Below are 15,288 nucleotides of genomic sequence, written 5' to 3'. Positions count from 1 at the left end.
ATCAGCGGGTGCACGACGATGGCGGGTCGTATGAAAACGGCGTCGGCGGATATGTGGTCCACGACACCTCCTCTGTCTCGTGAGCAACACGGAATGCCGCGTTCCTCACTACCCGTGAGGTTGAATCGTCATGCAGTGGTGGAGAGTTGGGAGGTGTTGTGAGAATCACCCCTTCGCCCGGTTGTGCATCACCTCGTCAGCCAGTTGAGGAACTGGCTCCACACACCTCCGCGTTCGGCGCGGCCGCCCTTGTGGGCGCCCCGCTCGGGACCCGTCTGCGTCTCGGCGGCGGGGTGGGGGGCGGCCCTGCGGACCGGCTGGACGGGGGTGAACTTGGCGGGCAGCGCGGCGAGTCCGCGGTTGAAGGGGCCGGGCCGCCAGGTCAGGCTCTCGACCGGCACGGCGAGTTCGACGTCCGGGAGCTTGTTGAGCAGATTCTCGATGGCCGTCACGGTGATCTGCCGGCCGGGCTCCTTGGACGGGCAGGCGTGCGGGCCCGCGCTCCACGACAGATGGGCGCGGTTGCTGCCCGCCTGACGTGCCGCCGTCAGGGTCGGGCCGGTGTTGGCGGCGGCGTAGCTGACCAGGATCAGATCGCCGGCCTGCAGCTTCTGCCCGGCGAACTCCATGTCGGAGGCGGGGTAGTGGGCGCCCAGGTTCTGCATGGGCGGGTTCTCCCACAGCGTGTCGTCGATCGCCTCGTCGATCAGACCGCCCTGGTTGGCGTACGCGTCGTGGGTCAGCAGCCGGTGCAGGGTGTTGCCGATCAGGTTCCGCAGCGGCTCGTTGCCCGCCACCATCAGCAGGGCGAGCTGGTGCACCATCTCCTCGTCGGTCAGCTTGGACTGGTGCTGCATCAGCCAGGAGGTGACGTCGTCACCCGGCCTGGACCGCTTCAGCGCCACCAGTTCGCCGACCGCGCCGAACAGCACCCCCATCGCCTGCTCGGCGTTGACGCCGTCGAACATGCCGGTGATGCCGAACACGACGCGGTCGCCGATGTCCGCGGGCACTCCGAAGAGTTCGTTGAACACGAACAGCGGCAGCTGCTTGGCGTAGTCGCTGAGCAGATCGGCGGATCCCCGGGAACCGAACTGCGAGATGAGGAAGTTGGAGACCTGTTCGGTGCTCTGGCTCACCTTGCGCGAGTCGATGCGGGCCATGCTGTCCGTGATGGCCTGACGCAGCCTCAGGTGCTCCGCGCCGTCACTGAACATGGCGTTGGGCCGGTACGCCAGCACGGGCGCTACGGGGCTGTCGTGCGGGATCTTGCCCTCGTTGAGGTCCCGCCAGCGGCGCGCGTCCTTGCGGAAGGAGCCGGAGTCCTGGAGGAGTTGGAGGGCGGTCGCGTAGTCGGTGACGAGGGTGGCCTCGACCCCGGGGGAGAGCTCGACGGGTGCGGTCGGCCCGTAGTGGCGGAGATAGGAGTAGTAGGCCTGCGGGTCGGCCGCGAACTCCGGCCCGTACAGCGGCACTCTGCCGCCGGAGTTGTGTGCCGGGCACCCGGGCGGGGGCACGGGGGCGGTGGGTTGGGCGTCCATTTCTGCTCCTAGTGGGCACGGTCCTGCAGATGGCGGACGAGGGTGATCAGCGCTTCGGCCGAGGACTTCTCGTCCCGTGCGTCGCAGGTGACGACGGGGGTGTCGTCGAGCAGGTCCAGTGCGTCGCGCAGGGCCACCTCGTCGCGCAGCGGCGAGCCGTCGAAGTGGTTGACGGCGATGGCGTAGTCGAGTCCGTACTGCTCGATCAGATCGATCACGCCGAAGGAGTCGGCGAGTCGCTCGGGGTCGACCAGCACCAGCGCGCCGAGCGCGCCGCGCGCCATGTCCTCCCACATCTGCACGAAACGCTGCTGGCCCGGCGTTCCGAACAGGTACAGCACGACCCGGTCGCTGATGGTCAGACGGCCGAAGTCCATGGCGACCGTGGTGGTGGTCTTCCCCTGGACCCCCTTGAGGTCGTCGACCGACTCGGCGGCCCGTGTCATCGTCTCCTCGGTGGACAGCGGCTCGATCTCGGAGATCGCTCCGATGAACGTGGTCTTGCCCACCGCGAAGTGACCCACGACGAGGATCTTGACCGCCGTCTGGGTCGCGCCCTCACGGACGTACGCCTTCTCATCCAAACTTGGCCCTGAGACCATTCAGCACCTCCTCCAGGATCTCCCGGTCGGCGAGCGGGGCCCGCTGCACGGGCGGGCGGGTGACGAGGTAGCCGCCCTCGGTGAGGGCGGCGAGGAGGATCTTGACGACGCCCAGGGGCAGTTGGGTGTGCCCCGCGATCTCGGCGACCGAGAGGTAGCCCGCCGAACACAGTTCGAGCAGGCTCTGCTCCTCCGGGGACAGCCGGGTGGGCCGCTGCTGCTGATCGGCGGCGGCCGTGACCAGGGTGATGAGGGAGAGCTGGTCCTCGTCGGGCAGTCCGCGTCCCTTGGTGATGACGTACGGACGCACTAACTCCGGCGCCTGGGGCTCCAGTTCGTCGAAGCCGGTCATGACCGTACGCCGAGGTTCTCGCGCGGCGGGGTCGTCAGGGCCTTGCCGAGCTGGCTGACGAGCTGCTGCATCCGGAAGGTGATGTCCTGCATGTCGACGTCGGGCGAGGCGGAGACGCCGAGGTAGGCGCCCTCGCCGGCCGAGATCAGGAACACCCAGCCGCCGTCGAACTCGACCAGGGTCTGCCGCCACCGCTGCTGGGCGTCCTCGCAGAAGAAGGCGAGGGAGCGGCTGAGCGACTGCACACCGCTCATCGCGGCGGCCACCCGGTCCGCGTCGTCCTTGTCGAAGTCCTGCGTCCGCGCCATCAACAGGCCGTCGGCGGAGATGAGGACGGCGTGCAGGGCGCCGGGAATCTCCAGGGCGCTGTCAAGCATCCATGACAGATCGTCGTTCACGAGAACTCATGCCCTTCGCTGCTTGCACCACGGGTGCTGCTCGACTGTTCCGCGGGGTCCGTCTGCGTGGCCCGGCCCGACCGGGTGCCTCGCTGGAAGGCGCCCATGATCGCCGCCGTCTCCGCTCCGGAGCGGGCGGGGCCGGAGGCGTTCGACGCGCTGCCGGGCACGATGGCCATCGGCCGCTTGCGGCGCCGCTTCGGCAGACCGTCGACGGTGGTGCCCATGGCCAGCGGGGCCTCGGGGCCGCCGGGGGCCGTGGCGGCCGCCACGGGGGGCGCGACCGGCGCCGGCTCCTTCTGCTCGGGCGCGCTGGTGAGCAGGTCGTGCGGGAGGAGAAGGACCGCGCGGACGCCTCCGTAGGGGGAGGTGGAGTCCACGGACACTTCGAAGCCGAAGCGTTCGCTGAGCACGCCGATCACGGCGAAGCCGAACTGCGGCGGGTTGCCGAGGGCGGAGACGCCGGAGACGCGCTCACTGGTCAGGAGTTTCTCGGCGCGGGCCCGTTCCTCGTCGTTCATACCGACACCGGCGTCGTCCACGACGATGCAAATGCCCTTGGGCACGGTGCGGATGTTGATTTCCACGACGGTGTCCGGGCTGGAATAGCTGGTGGCGTTGTCGAGGAGTTCGGCGAGGGCCAGCGCCACCGGTTCGACGGCGCGGCTGGTGATGCCGAAGTCGACCTGCGAGAGAATTTCCACCCGCCGGTAATGGCGGACCCTGCCCTGGGCGCTGCGGACCACGTCGTAGACCGACGCGACATCGCGCTGACGTCCCAGCCAGCCGTCGCAGAGCACGGCGATGGACTGGGCGCGGCGGCCGAACTGTGAGTTCGTGTGGTCGATCTCCAGCAGGTCCTGGAGGATGACCGACTCGCCATATTTGTTCTGCAGCCGGGAGACAATCAACTGCTGTTCCGCGGCGAGGCCCTGGAGGGTCCGCATAGCGGACTTCAGGACCGTTTTCGTAGCCTCTTCGGCTCTTTCCTGAGCTGCCTCGACGGATTTCGCGTACCCGTTCTCGAGCTCGGCGTGACGAGCCCGGAGATCTGCGAACTCCTGCCTTAACGTACGCGCCGCCCTGCGCTGGCGAACAATGAGGGCGACTGCGACGAGTACGGCGACGAGGAGAGCCCAGAGTACCGGGTTCTGTATGTAATCAGTCATAAGACTCTCTTCAGGCGACTGACGGCCAGTTGCTGAATTCCCGTCAATGCGGGTGGACCGGCGGACCGCCCGCACCGGGGTTGCCGCCCGGACTGTCCCCGTAGTCGGAGATGTCGTCTTGCACCCATCCGCCCGCTCTACAAGCGAGCGTGATCGTATCACCACAAGAAGGCGCCACAGACCGCCAATATGGGGACCCTGATGAACATTGACGGACCGTCAGCCGTACTGGAGAGGCCCTCCGCGACGTCTCGCCCGAGAGGCCAGGCAACACAACTGATAAACGGGCTTCCGCGACATTCGGGCAACATGCAAACAATTGCTGCCCCGAGCACGAGAAAGCCCGCACCTGGCGGAACGCCGGATGCGGGCATCGAGTGCTCACCGAGCGGAGTGTGACCGGCACGGTGAGTGAGAGTGTCCGAGGGGGGACTTGAACCCCCACGCCCGATAAAGGGCACTAGCACCTCAAGCTAGCGCGTCTGCCATTCCGCCACCCGGACAAGGTGTCTGCCGCCCGTCGGGGGTGTTCCCCGCGGCGACATGGACAACAATACCAAGGTTTCGGAGTGCGTTTCACCTGCATATCCGCCCCGCGGGAGGGCTGCGGGAGGGCCGCCGGGGGGCGTCACACCGGGTGACGGGACCGTCACCTCGCCCGGGTTCCGCGTCGGCGGGACGCGACGCTCGGCGCGGGCATTCGTGCCGGCGGGACGGCCCGCTCCGTGCGGGCCCCGGTGAAGGACGGCCCGCTCCGTGCGGGTCCACGGTGAGGACGGCCCCTCGAAGGCGGGGCGTCAGGGCATCATCCGGTACTCCGGGAAGTTCCCCGGCGGCCTCTCCCCCGCCGGCCCCCGCGTCACCGCGCGCACCAGCAGCTCCCCGCCCACGAACGCGCCCCGCCAGGACGCGCCGAGGCCCCCGAACACCTCCTCGCGGTCGCCGCGCGAGCGGGGCCGGCCGTGGCCGACCTTGAAGGCACGAATCTGCGGGGCCAGCCGGTCGTAGGTGGCGCGGTCGTCCGTGGACAGGGTGGCGACGAGCGCGCCGTTGGACGCGTTCATCGCGGCCAGCAACTCCGCCTCGGTGTCGACCAGGACGATCGTGTCGACCGGGCCGAACGGCTCCGCGTGGTGCAGCGGCGAGGACGGCGGCGGATCGAGGAGCGCGACGGGCTGGACGTACGCCGAGGTGTCCTGGCCGGGCAGGAAGCGGGCGTCGGCCGGGCTGCCCCGGTACAGCGGGACGGCACCGCGGTCGACGGCCTCGGCGACCTGGTCGTGCAGTTCCTTGGCCTTGGCCGCGTTGATCACCGGGCCGAAGTCCAGCCGGGGAGGGGGATCCTCGGGGCGCTGCACGGCGAGCGGGTGTCCGACCGTCAGCGTGCGCACCGCGGGGAGGTACGCGGCGAGGAAGGAGTCGAACAGCTCCCGCTGGACGACGAACCGCGGATACGCCGTGCAGCGCTGCTTGCCGTAGTCGAAGAGCCGGGGAATCGCCGCGGCGAGGGTGTCCCAGTCCGAGTGGTTCCAGATGCCCCAGGTGTTGAGTCCCTCCTGTTCGAGGATGTGCCGCTTGCCGAGGTCGGTGACGGCCGTGGCCACCGCGGCGCCGGTGTCGCGGCCGCCGACGAAGGAGACGCAGCCGATCTCCGGCGCCCGCACCAGCGCCTCGGACAGCTCGCCCCCGCCGCCGCTCACCAGGGTGACGGGAATCCCCTCGCGGGCGGCGAGCGCACAGGCCAGGGTCAGACAGGCGACACCGCCGTCGGTGGGGGTCTTCGCGATGACCGCGTTGCCCGCCAGTGCCTGCACCAGCACCGCGTGGACGAGCACGCTCATGGGGTAGTTCCAGCTGGCGATGTTGGAGACCGGACCGTCCAGCGGGGCCCGGCCGGCCGTCATCTCCTCGATCCCGTCGACGTACCAGCGCACGCCGTCCACGGCCCGGTCCACGTCGGCCTGCGCGAGCCGCCACGGCTTGCCGATCTCCCAGACCAGCAGCAGGGCGAGGAGTTCACGGTGCTCGGCGAGGGCGTCGAGGGTGGCGGCGATCCGGGCCCGGCGTTCGCCGAGCGGCACGTGCCGCCAGGCGCGGTGCTGGTCGAGGGAGGCACGGACCACCCGGTGCGCGGTGGCCCCGTCCAGGCGGGGCGGTCCGGCGACGGGGCCGCCGTCGACGGGGCTGGTGGCGGGCAGCGCACGGCCGTCGGCCCGCCAGCTCGCGTTCCAGAGGTTGAGGACACGGTCCTCACGGAAGGCCTCCGGGGCGACGGCGAGGCAGCGCCGCCAGGCGTCGGCCCAGGAGGTGCCCGGCTTGAGGGTGAGGGTGGTGGTCATGGGATGCGGTCACGCCCCTTCGTCCAGTACGGCGAGGGCGAGCCGCGCGGTCTCGGTCGGTGTACCGCCCACCCGTACCCCGGCCGCCTCCAGCGCCTCCTTCTTCGCCCGCGCGGTGCCCGACGAACCGGACACGATCGCGCCCGCGTGGCCCATGGTCTTCCCCTCGGGCGCGGTGAAGCCGGCGATGTAGCCGACGACGGGCTTGGTGACGTGGTCGCGGATGTAGGCCGCGGCCCGCTCCTCCGCGTCACCGCCGATCTCCCCGATGAGGACGACGAGTTCGGTGTCGGGGTCGTCCTGGAAGGCGGCCAGGCAGTCGATGTGGCTGGTGCCGACGACGGGGTCGCCGCCGATGCCGACACAGGTCGAGAACCCGATGTCGCGCAGCTCGTGCATGAGTTGGTAGGTGAGCGTGCCGGACTTGGAGACCAGTCCGATACGGCCCGGCTTGGTGATGTCGGCCGGGATGATGCCCGCGTTGGACTGGCCGGGGGTGATCAGACCGGGGCAGTTCGGGCCGACGACCCGGGTCCCGCGTGCCTTCGCATACGCCGTGAAGGAGACGGAGTCGTGGACCGGGACGCCCTCGGTGATGACGACGGCGAGACCGATCCCCGCGTCGGCGGCCTCGGCCACGGCCGCCTTCACGAACGCCGGCGGTACGAAGACGACGCTGACATCGGCGCCGGTCGACCGTATACCGTCCGCGACCGACCCGAAGACGGGTACGGCACGGTCGTCGAAGTCGACGGTACGGCCCGCCTTGCGCGGGTTGACGCCGCCGACCACGTCCGTGCCGGCCGCCAGCATGCGCCGGGTGTGCCTCATTCCCTCGCCGCCGGTCATGCCCTGGACGAGGACCTTGCTCTCCTTGGTGAGGTAGATGGCCATGGGTCCGGTCTCCTCAGGCTGCGGTGGCGAGGTGGGCGGCACGGCGGGCGGCGCCGTCCATGGTGGTGGCCTGCTCGACCAGGGGATGCGGGTGCTCGTCGAGGAGGGCGCGCCCCCGCGCCGCGTTGTTGCCGTCGAGCCGGACGACGAGCGGCCTGGTCAGCCGTACGGTGTCCAGGGCCCGCACGATGCCCTCGGCGACCGCGTCGCAGGCGGTGATGCCCCCGAAGACGTTGACGAGGACCGACTTCACGGCGGGGTCGGACAGGACGACCGCCAGACCGTCGGCCATGACCCGGGCGGACGCCCCGCCGCCGATGTCGAGGAAGTTGGCGGGTCGGGCACCGCAGCCGGCGACCACGTCGAGGGTGGACATGACGAGACCGGCGCCGTTGCCGATGACGCCGACCTCGCCGTCGAGCCTGACGTAGTGGAGGCCCCTGGCCGCGGCGGCCGCCTCGAGCGGGTCGGCGTGCCCGGCCGCGGCCGTACCCCGACGGGCCTGCCGGAAGGAGGCGTTGTCGTCGAGGGTGACCTTGGCGTCGAGGGCGAGGATCCGCCCCCGCCGGGTGCGCACGAGCGGGTTGACCTCGACGAGCAGGGCGTCCTCGCGGACCAGGACCTGCCAGAGCCGCACCAGGGCGTCGACGGTCTGCGGCGGGAGTCCGGCCGCGGCGGCGATCTCGGCGGCCTTCGCCGAGGTGACGCCCTGTGCCGGGTCGACCGGGATCCGGGCGACCACGTCGGGCCGGGTAGCGGCGACCTCCTCTATGTCCATGCCGCCCTCGGCGGAGGCGACCGCGAGGAACCGGCCGGCCGCGCGGTCCAGTACGTAGGAGACGTAGAACTCGGTCTCGATGTCGACGGGCTGGGCCAGCATGACCGTGCCGACCGTGTGCCCCTTGATGTCCATGCCCAGGATCTGACGGGCCGTGATCTCGGCGGCGGCCGGGTCGGCGGCGAGCCTGACGCCGCCCGCCTTGCCCCGTCCGCCCGTCTTGACCTGGGCTTTCACCACCACCCTCCCGCCGAGCCGACGGGCGATCCCGCGCGCCTCCTTGGGCGAGTCGGTCACCTCGGCCCTCGGTACCGGGATGCCGTGTTCCTCGAAGAGTTCCCTTGCCTGGTGTTCGTACAGGTCCATTTCGGCTCCTGTCTGAAAGTGCCGCACGCCCCCTGGACACCACCCACCGGATGCGGGATAACAAGCTTCATACAGTATTCGTCGACTGTATGCAATGTACTCCAAACGGCATCCCACCCCCTACGAAGGGACAGGACTTCGCCATGCCCGACGACACGCAGGACGTGATCTCCGGCGGCCATCTCGTCGCCAAGGCCTTGAAGGCGGAGGGGGTCGACCGCATCTACACCCTGTGCGGCGGCCACATCATCGACATCTACGACGGCTGTGTCGACGAGGGCATAGAAGTCGTCGACGTACGCCACGAACAGGTCGCCGCACACGCCGCCGACGGCTACGCCCGCATCACCGGCAGGCCGGGCTGCGCGGTGGTCACCGCCGGCCCCGGCACCACCGACGCGGTCACCGGTGTCGCCAATGCCTTCCGCGCGGAGTCCCCGATGCTGCTGATCGGCGGCCAGGGGGCGCTCACCCAGCACAAGATGGGGTCCCTGCAGGACCTGCCGCACGTCGACATGATGACGCCGATCACCAAGTTCGCGGCGACCGTGCCGGACACGGCGCGGGCCGCCGACATGGTGTCGATGGCGTTCCGCGAGTGCTACCACGGCGCTCCCGGCCCTTCCTTCCTGGAGATCCCGCGCGACGTCCTGGACGCCAAGGTGCCCGTGGCGAAGGCACGGGTGCCCGAGCCCGGCGCCTACCGCGCCTCGACCCGCTCGGCCGGCGACCCCGAGGCGATCGAGAAACTCGCCGACCTCCTCGTGCACGCCGAGAAGCCCGCGATCCTGCTGGGCAGCCAGGTGTGGACGACCCGCGGCACGGAGGCCGCCGTCGAACTGGTGCGCACCCTGAACATCCCCGCGTACATGAACGGCGCCGGCCGCGGCACCCTCCCGCCCGGCGACCCGCACCACTTCCAGCTCTCGCGCCGCTACGCCTTCTCCCACGCCGACGTCATCGTGATCGTCGGCACACCCTTCGACTTCCGGATGGGCTACGGAAAGCGCTTGTCCGCCGACGCGACCGTCGTCCAGATCGACCTCGACTACCGCACCGTCGGCAAGAACCGGGACATCGACCTCGGCATCGTCGGCGACGCGGGGCTGGTGCTGAAGTCGGTGACCGACGCCTCCTCCGGGCGTCTCGACGGGGGAGCGTCCCAGCGCAAGGAGTGGCTCGACGAACTGCGCGCGGCCGAACAGACCGCCGTCGAGAAGCGGTTGCCGCAGCTGCGCTCGGACGCCTCGCCGATCCACCCGTACCGCCTGGTCGGCGAGATCAACGACTTCCTCACCGAGGACTCGGTCTACATCGGCGACGGCGGCGACATCGTCACCTTCTCCGGGCAGGTCGTCCAGCCCAAGTCCCCCGGCCACTGGATGGACCCGGGTCCGCTCGGCACGCTCGGCGTCGGCGTCCCCTTCGTGCTCGCGGCCAAGCAGGCGCGGCCCGACAAGGAGGTCGTCGCCCTCTTCGGCGACGGCGCGTTCTCCCTCACCGGCTGGGACTTCGAGACCCTCGTCCGCTACGACCTGCCCTTCGTCGGCATCGTCGGCAACAACTCCTCCATGAACCAGATCCGTTACGGCCAGGCCGCCAAGTACGGCGTGGAGCGCGAGCGGGTCGGCAACACCCTCGGCGACGTCCCCTACGACAAGTTCGCCCAGATGCTGGGCGGTTACGGCGAGGAGGTACGCGACCCCGCCGACATCGGCCCCGCGCTGCGCCGCGCCCGCGAGTCGGGGAAGCCCTCGCTGATCAACGTCTGGGTGGACCCGGACGCGTACGCCCCCGGAACCATGAACCAGACCATGTACAAGTGAGGTGAACGCCCATGACCGCAAGGGCACTCGAGGGCATTCGCGTCCTCGACATGACCCACGTCCAGTCCGGGCCCTCCGCGACCCAGCTGCTCGCCTGGCTCGGCGCGGACGTCGTCAAGCTGGAGGCACCCTCCGGTGACATCACGCGAGGGCAGCTGCGCGACCTCCCGGACGTCGACTCCCTCTACTTCACCATGCTCAACTGCAACAAGCGGAGCATCACCCTCAACACCAAGACCGAGCGCGGCAAGGAGATCCTCACCGAGCTGATCCGGCGCTCGGACGTGATGGTGGAGAACTTCGGGCCGGGCGCGGTCGACCGTATGGGGTTCACCTGGGATCGCATACAGGAGATCAACCCACGCATCTTGTATGCCTCCATCAAGGGGTTCGGCGACGGCCCCTACACCAACTTCAAGGCGTACGAGGTCGTCGCGCAGGCCATGGGCGGGTCGATGTCGACCACCGGTTTCGAGGACGGGCCGCCGCTGGCGACGGGCGCGCAGATCGGCGACTCCGGCACGGGAGTGCATACAGTGGCCGGGATACTGGCGGCACTCTTCCAGCGGGAGCGCACCGGACGCGGACAGCGCGTGAACGTGGCCATGCAGCACGCCGTGCTCAACCTGTGCCGGGTCAAGCTGCGCGACCAGCAGCGCCTGGCCCACGGGCCGCTCGCCGAGTACCCCAACGAGGACTTCGGCGACGAGGTGCCCCGCTCCGGCAACGCCTCCGGCGGCGGCCAGCCCGGCTGGGCGGTCAGGTGCGCGCCGGGCGGCCCCAACGACTACGTGTACGTGATCGTGCAGCCCGTCGGCTGGCGGCCGGTCAGCGAGCTCATCGGCCGGCCCGAGCTGGCCGACGACCCCGAGTGGGCGACACCGCAGGCCCGGCTGCCCAAGCTGGGCAAGATGTTCCAGCTGATCGAGGAGTGGTCCTCGACACTGCCCAAGTGGGAGGTGCTGGAACGGCTCAACGCCCGCAACATCCCCTGCGGGCCGATCCTGTCGACCAAGGAGATCATCGAGGACGAGTCTCTGGTCGCCAACGAGATGGTGGTCCGCGTCCCGCATCCGCAGCGCGGTGAGTTCGTCACCGTCGGCAGCCCGCTGAAGCTCTCCGACTCCCCCGTCGAGGTGACCGCCTCCCCGCTGCTCGGCGAGCACAACGAGGAGATCTACGTCGGCGAACTGGGCCTCGGCGACCAGGAGTTGCGCCTGCTCAAGTCGAACGGGGTGATCTGACGTGATGGCCGAGGACCGGATCCTGCGGGTGCGCACGCTGCTCGACGCGGCGCGCGCCGGGGGACGCACCGCGCTCACCGCGCCGGAGGGCAGGGTGATCGCCGACGCGTACGGGATCGCCGTACCGGGCGAGGAGCTGGCCACGGACGTCGAGAAGGCCGTGGCGTACGCGGCCCGCTTCGGCGGACCCGTGGTGATGAAGATCGTCTCGCCGGACATCCTGCACAAGACCGACGCCGGCGGTGTCGTCGTGGGTGTGGAGGGGGCGGCGGACGTACGGGCCGCGTTCCACCGGATCGTGGAGAACGCGCGGGCGTACGACGCCGGGGCGCGCATCGAGGGTGTGCAGATCCAGGAGCTGCTGCCGAAGGGCCGGGAGGTCATCGTCGGGGCCGTCACCGATCCGGCCTTCGGGAAGGTCGTGGCGTTCGGGCTCGGCGGGGTGCTCGTCGAGGTGCTCAAGGACGTCACCTTCCGGCTGGCGCCGGTGGACGCCGACGAGGCGATGTCGATGCTCGACTCGATCCGCTCGGCGGAGATCCTGCGCGGGGTGCGCGGGCAGGCCGGGGTGGACCGGTGGGCGATCGCCGAGCAGATCCGGCGGGTCTCCCAACTGGTCGCGGACTTCCCGGAGATCGCCGAGGTGGACCTCAATCCGGTGATCGCGACGCCGGAGGGGGCGGTGGCCGCCGACATCCGGGTGATCCTCGCCGAGTCGCAGCCGGCACCCCGTCGACGGTATGCACGCGACGAGATCCTGTCGACGATGCGCCGTCTGATGCAGCCCCGTTCCGTCGCCGTCATCGGCGCCTCCAACGAGCAGGGCAAGATCGGCAACTCGGTGATGCGCAACCTCGTCGACGGCGGATTCGCCGGGGACATCCATCCGGTGAACCCCCGGGCCGATGACATCCTGGGCCGGAAGGCGTACAAGAGTGTCACGGACGTTCCCGGTGAGGTGGATGTGGCGGTCTTCGCGATCCCCGCCCGGTTCGTGGCCTCGGCCCTGGAGGAGGTGGGACGCAAGAACATCCCGAACGCCGTCCTGATCCCCTCCGGCTTCGCGGAGACCGGCGAGCACGCGCTCCAGGCGGAGCTCGTGGCGATCGCCGAGCGGTACGGGGTACGCCTGCTCGGGCCGAACATCTACGGCTACTACTCCACGTGGCAGGACCTGTGTGCCACGTTCTGCACGCCGTACGACGTCAAGGGCGGGGTGGCGCTGACCTCGCAGTCGGGCGGCATCGGGATGGCGATCCTCGGTTTCGCCCGCACCACGAGGACGGGCGTGTCGGCGATCGTCGGGCTGGGCAACAAGTCGGACCTGGACGAGGACGACCTGCTGACCTGGTTCGGCGAGGACCCGCACACCCAGTGCATCGCGATGCACCTGGAGGACCTCAAGGACGGGCGCGCCTTCGTCGAGGCCGCGCGGGCCACCGTGCCGAAGAAGCCGGTCGTCGTCCTCAAGGCGGGGCGTACCGCGGCGGGCGCGAGGGCCGCCGGTTCGCACACCGGGGCGCTCGCCGGCGACGACGCGGTGTACGACGACATCCTGCGGCAGGCCGGCGTGATCAGGGCGCCGGGGCTGAACGACATGCTGGAGTACGCACGCGCGTTGCCGGTGCTCCCCACGCCGCGGGGCGACAACGTGGTGATCATCACCGGCGCCGGCGGCAGCGGCGTCCTGCTGTCCGACGCGGTCACCGACAACGGCCTGACCCTGATGGAGATCCCGCCGGACCTGGACGCGGCGTTCCGGGAGTTCATCCCGCCCTTCGGGGCCGCGGGCAACCCGGTCGACATCACCGGGGGCGAGCCGCCGTCGACGTACGAGGCGACGATCCGGCTGGGCCTGGAGGATCCGCGCGTCCACGCTCTCGTCCTCGGCTACTGGCACACCGTCGTCACGCCGCCGATGGTGTTCGCGGAACTCACCGCGCGCGTGGTCGCCGAGTTCCGGGAGCGCGGTGTGCACAAGCCCGTCGTCGCGTCGCTCGCCGGTGACGTCGAGGTCGAGGAGGCCTGCCGGTACCTGTTCGAGCGGGGGGTCGCGGCGTACCCGTACACGACCGAGAAACCGGTTTCCGTGCTCGGCGCGAAGTACCGCTGGGCGCGGGCGGCGGGCCTGTTGGGGGGCGGTTCATGAGGTGACACGCAGGGGACCGGCCGGCGGGTGCGCGCCGGCCGGCCCCGGGACCCGTGCGCGCACGAAAGGCATTGGACAGGGGGCGCTGGCCAGAACTTTCGACGCAAGGGGTGCTGAGCTGCATGACGACAACCGACTACTCGACGTCCCTCCCCCACCGGGAGGTGACGGACCGCAACGGCCGCGTGTACCGGATCGGCGAGTCCGACATCGACATCATGGGCCGCGCACGCAAGTGGATGGTCGTCCTGCCCTGGGTGGGCATGATGGGCATCAGTTCCGCCGAATACGCGTTCACGTCGGCGGAGGACACGCTCCACCAGGCCCATCTGTGGAGCAGCGGCCACATCTTCTGGCTGATGGGCGTCTGGGTGTTCTTCCAGGCGGCCGTGGCCTTCCCGGCCGGACGACTGCGGGAGAGCGGCAGGCTTCCCGCCCGTACGGCGATGCTGATCGGCGCGGTCGGGACCCTGCTGGGCTATCTCTCGCTGGCGTACGCGCCGAACGTGCTCGTCGCCTATCTCGGCTTCGGCATGTGCAGCGGGATCGGCGCCGGTCTGGTGTACGCGACCTGCATCAACATGGTCGGCAAGTGGTATCCGGAGCGCAAGGGCGGCAAGACCGGCTTCGTCAACGGCGGTTTCGCCTACGGCTCCGTGCCGTTCGTGTTCCTGTTCACCTCGTACCTGGACCTGGGCAACTACCAGGGCGTCCTGGCGTCGGTGGGCGTCGGGCTGTGTCTGGTGGTGGCCACGGCCGGCTGGTTCTTCCGGGACCCGCCGAAGAACTGGTGGCCCGCGCACGTCGACCCGCTGAAGCTCACCGACGACCCGAAGATCCGCCGGGCGCTGGCGAAGAACCCGCCGGCGGCCAAGCAGTACACCCCGAAGGAGGCCGCGCGCACGCCCGTCCTGTGGATGATGTGGTTCTGTCTGCTGTGCACGGCCGGCATCAACATCTTCGGCATCGCCTTCCAGGTGCCGTTCGGCAAGGACATGGGCTTCGCGGGCGGGATCGTGGCCACGGCGATGTCCCTGAAGGCGATCGTCAACGGCACCGGCCGCGGTGTCATCGGCTGGATCTCCGACCGCTACGGACGCCGCAACACCCTGATCATCGTGTGCCTCGTGCTCGGTACCGCGCAGTTCGGCGTGCTGGTCTCCGGCCAGATGGGCAGCATGCCGTTCTTCCTGTTCTGCTCGATGGTCTCCGGCTTCGGCGGCGGGGCGATCTTCCCCTTGTTCGCGGCCATGACGGCCGACTACTTCGGGGAGAACAACAACGCGAGCAACTACGGGATGGTCTACAGCTCGAAGCTGATCTCGGGACTCGTCGGCTCCGGACTGGGCGCAATCGTCGTCGACGCGTGGGACTACCAGGGCGCGTTCGTGCTCGCGGGTTCCATCGGGCTGGCCTCCGCGGTCCTGGCGCTCTTCCTGAAGTCCGGGGGCACGCCGAAGGCCCGGAGCATCGTCCCCAACCCGCAGCCGCTCGGCGAGGAGATGGCGTAGCCGATCGCCCTGCCGCTGCGGCGGCCGGGGGCGTCCGGGGCCGGTTCGCCGGGACGGAGGGGGGCCCGCACCGGGGGCGCCACCGCCTGAGGGCACACAGGGATTCGGGGTCCGCCACG

Annotated in this window: 12 protein-coding genes and 1 tRNA gene; 4 read left to right on the top strand and 9 right to left on the bottom strand. The window is 70.0% G+C overall.

Annotated features, from left to right (window positions below):
- Positions 1 to 188: 188 nt before the first annotated feature.
- The 9 genes from ACFY2L_RS07730 to sucC form a co-directional block, all read right to left on the bottom strand.
- A complete protein-coding gene (locus tag ACFY2L_RS07730; protein WP_390821773.1) occupies positions 189 to 1,541 on the bottom strand; it encodes a cytochrome P450 in 1,353 nt (450 codons plus the stop codon).
- Between the two features lie 8 nt (positions 1,542 to 1,549).
- Positions 1,550 to 2,143, bottom strand: coding sequence for an ATP/GTP-binding protein (locus tag ACFY2L_RS07725; protein ID WP_390658712.1), 594 nt, complete (start codon positions 2,141 to 2,143; stop codon positions 1,550 to 1,552).
- Positions 2,118 to 2,495 carry a DUF742 domain-containing protein gene (locus ACFY2L_RS07720; RefSeq protein ID WP_390658713.1) on the bottom strand — a complete coding sequence of 126 codons (378 nt, stop codon included), beginning with the start codon at positions 2,493 to 2,495 and terminating at the stop codon, positions 2,118 to 2,120. The genes ACFY2L_RS07725 and ACFY2L_RS07720 overlap by 26 nt, the downstream gene beginning before the upstream one ends.
- On the bottom strand, positions 2,492 to 2,893 hold the full coding sequence (locus tag ACFY2L_RS07715; protein ID WP_390658714.1) for a roadblock/LC7 domain-containing protein: 402 nt from the start codon (positions 2,891 to 2,893) through the stop codon (positions 2,492 to 2,494). Before ACFY2L_RS07715 ends, ACFY2L_RS07720 begins: the two co-directional genes overlap by 4 nt.
- Positions 2,890 to 4,062 carry an ATP-binding protein gene (locus ACFY2L_RS07710; RefSeq protein WP_390821772.1) on the bottom strand — a complete coding sequence of 391 codons (1,173 nt, stop codon included), beginning with the start codon at positions 4,060 to 4,062 and terminating at the stop codon, positions 2,890 to 2,892. Before ACFY2L_RS07710 ends, ACFY2L_RS07715 begins: the two co-directional genes overlap by 4 nt.
- A 418-nt stretch (positions 4,063 to 4,480) precedes the next feature.
- Positions 4,481 to 4,565 (bottom strand) — tRNA-Leu (locus tag ACFY2L_RS07705).
- 294 nt (positions 4,566 to 4,859) lie between these two features.
- Positions 4,860 to 6,401 carry an aldehyde dehydrogenase family protein gene (locus tag ACFY2L_RS07700; protein WP_390821771.1) on the bottom strand — a complete coding sequence of 514 codons (1,542 nt, stop codon included), beginning with the start codon at positions 6,399 to 6,401 and terminating at the stop codon, positions 4,860 to 4,862.
- A 9-nt stretch (positions 6,402 to 6,410) separates the two neighbouring features.
- Complete coding sequence (gene sucD / locus ACFY2L_RS07695; protein ID WP_390658717.1) at positions 6,411 to 7,295, bottom strand: succinate--CoA ligase subunit alpha; 885 nt, start codon at positions 7,293 to 7,295, stop codon at positions 6,411 to 6,413.
- Between the two features lie 13 nt (positions 7,296 to 7,308).
- Entirely contained in the window at positions 7,309 to 8,439 is a 1,131-nt protein-coding gene (sucC, locus tag ACFY2L_RS07690; protein ID WP_390821770.1) for an ADP-forming succinate--CoA ligase subunit beta, read from the bottom strand.
- A gap of 143 nt (positions 8,440 to 8,582) precedes the next feature.
- Between sucC and ACFY2L_RS07685 the strand changes: the two genes are divergently transcribed.
- The 4 genes from ACFY2L_RS07685 (at position 8,583) to ACFY2L_RS07670 (ending at position 15,169) form a co-directional block, all read left to right on the top strand.
- Positions 8,583 to 10,265: a thiamine pyrophosphate-binding protein gene (locus ACFY2L_RS07685; protein ID WP_390658719.1), complete on the top strand. Its 1,683-nt coding sequence runs from the start codon at positions 8,583 to 8,585 to the stop codon at positions 10,263 to 10,265.
- 11 nt (positions 10,266 to 10,276) lie between these two features.
- Positions 10,277 to 11,509, top strand: a complete 1,233-nt coding sequence (gene frc, locus ACFY2L_RS07680; protein WP_390821769.1) for a formyl-CoA transferase — start codon at positions 10,277 to 10,279, stop codon at positions 11,507 to 11,509.
- A gap of 4 nt (positions 11,510 to 11,513) precedes the next feature.
- Positions 11,514 to 13,658 carry an acetate--CoA ligase family protein gene (locus tag ACFY2L_RS07675; RefSeq protein ID WP_390821768.1) on the top strand — a complete coding sequence of 715 codons (2,145 nt, stop codon included), beginning with the start codon at positions 11,514 to 11,516 and terminating at the stop codon, positions 13,656 to 13,658.
- 122 nt (positions 13,659 to 13,780) lie between these two features.
- Positions 13,781 to 15,169: an OFA family MFS transporter gene (locus tag ACFY2L_RS07670; protein WP_390821767.1), complete on the top strand. Its 1,389-nt coding sequence runs from the start codon at positions 13,781 to 13,783 to the stop codon at positions 15,167 to 15,169.
- Positions 15,170 to 15,288 lie beyond the last annotated feature (119 nt).

It is taken from the genome of Streptomyces sp. NPDC001381 (assembly GCF_042895685.1).
GTDB lineage: Bacteria > Actinomycetota > Actinomycetes > Streptomycetales > Streptomycetaceae > Streptomyces.
The sequence above is the reverse complement of the archived record's forward strand: the minus strand, read 5'-3'. Positions and strand labels throughout refer to the sequence as shown.

Excerpts from the sequence above, each read along its gene's own strand:
- ACFY2L_RS07730 (WP_390821773.1), bottom strand. The coding sequence starts at position 1,541 with ATGGACGCCCAACCCACCGCCCCCGTGCCCCCGCCCGGGTGCCCGGCA.
- ACFY2L_RS07725 (WP_390658712.1), bottom strand. The coding sequence starts at position 2,143 with ATGGTCTCAGGGCCAAGTTTGGATGAGAAGGCGTACGTCCGTGAGGGC.
- ACFY2L_RS07720 (WP_390658713.1), bottom strand. The coding sequence starts at position 2,495 with ATGACCGGCTTCGACGAACTGGAGCCCCAGGCGCCGGAGTTAGTGCGT.
- ACFY2L_RS07710 (WP_390821772.1), bottom strand. The coding sequence starts at position 4,062 with ATGACTGATTACATACAGAACCCGGTACTCTGGGCTCTCCTCGTCGCC.
- ACFY2L_RS07700 (WP_390821771.1), bottom strand. The coding sequence starts at position 6,401 with ATGACCACCACCCTCACCCTCAAGCCGGGCACCTCCTGGGCCGACGCC.
- sucD (WP_390658717.1), bottom strand. The coding sequence starts at position 7,295 with ATGGCCATCTACCTCACCAAGGAGAGCAAGGTCCTCGTCCAGGGCATG.
- sucC (WP_390821770.1), bottom strand. The coding sequence starts at position 8,439 with ATGGACCTGTACGAACACCAGGCAAGGGAACTCTTCGAGGAACACGGC.
- ACFY2L_RS07685 (WP_390658719.1), top strand. The coding sequence starts at position 8,583 with ATGCCCGACGACACGCAGGACGTGATCTCCGGCGGCCATCTCGTCGCC.
- frc (WP_390821769.1), top strand. The coding sequence starts at position 10,277 with ATGACCGCAAGGGCACTCGAGGGCATTCGCGTCCTCGACATGACCCAC.
- ACFY2L_RS07675 (WP_390821768.1), top strand. The coding sequence starts at position 11,514 with ATGGCCGAGGACCGGATCCTGCGGGTGCGCACGCTGCTCGACGCGGCG.
- ACFY2L_RS07670 (WP_390821767.1), top strand. The coding sequence starts at position 13,781 with ATGACGACAACCGACTACTCGACGTCCCTCCCCCACCGGGAGGTGACG.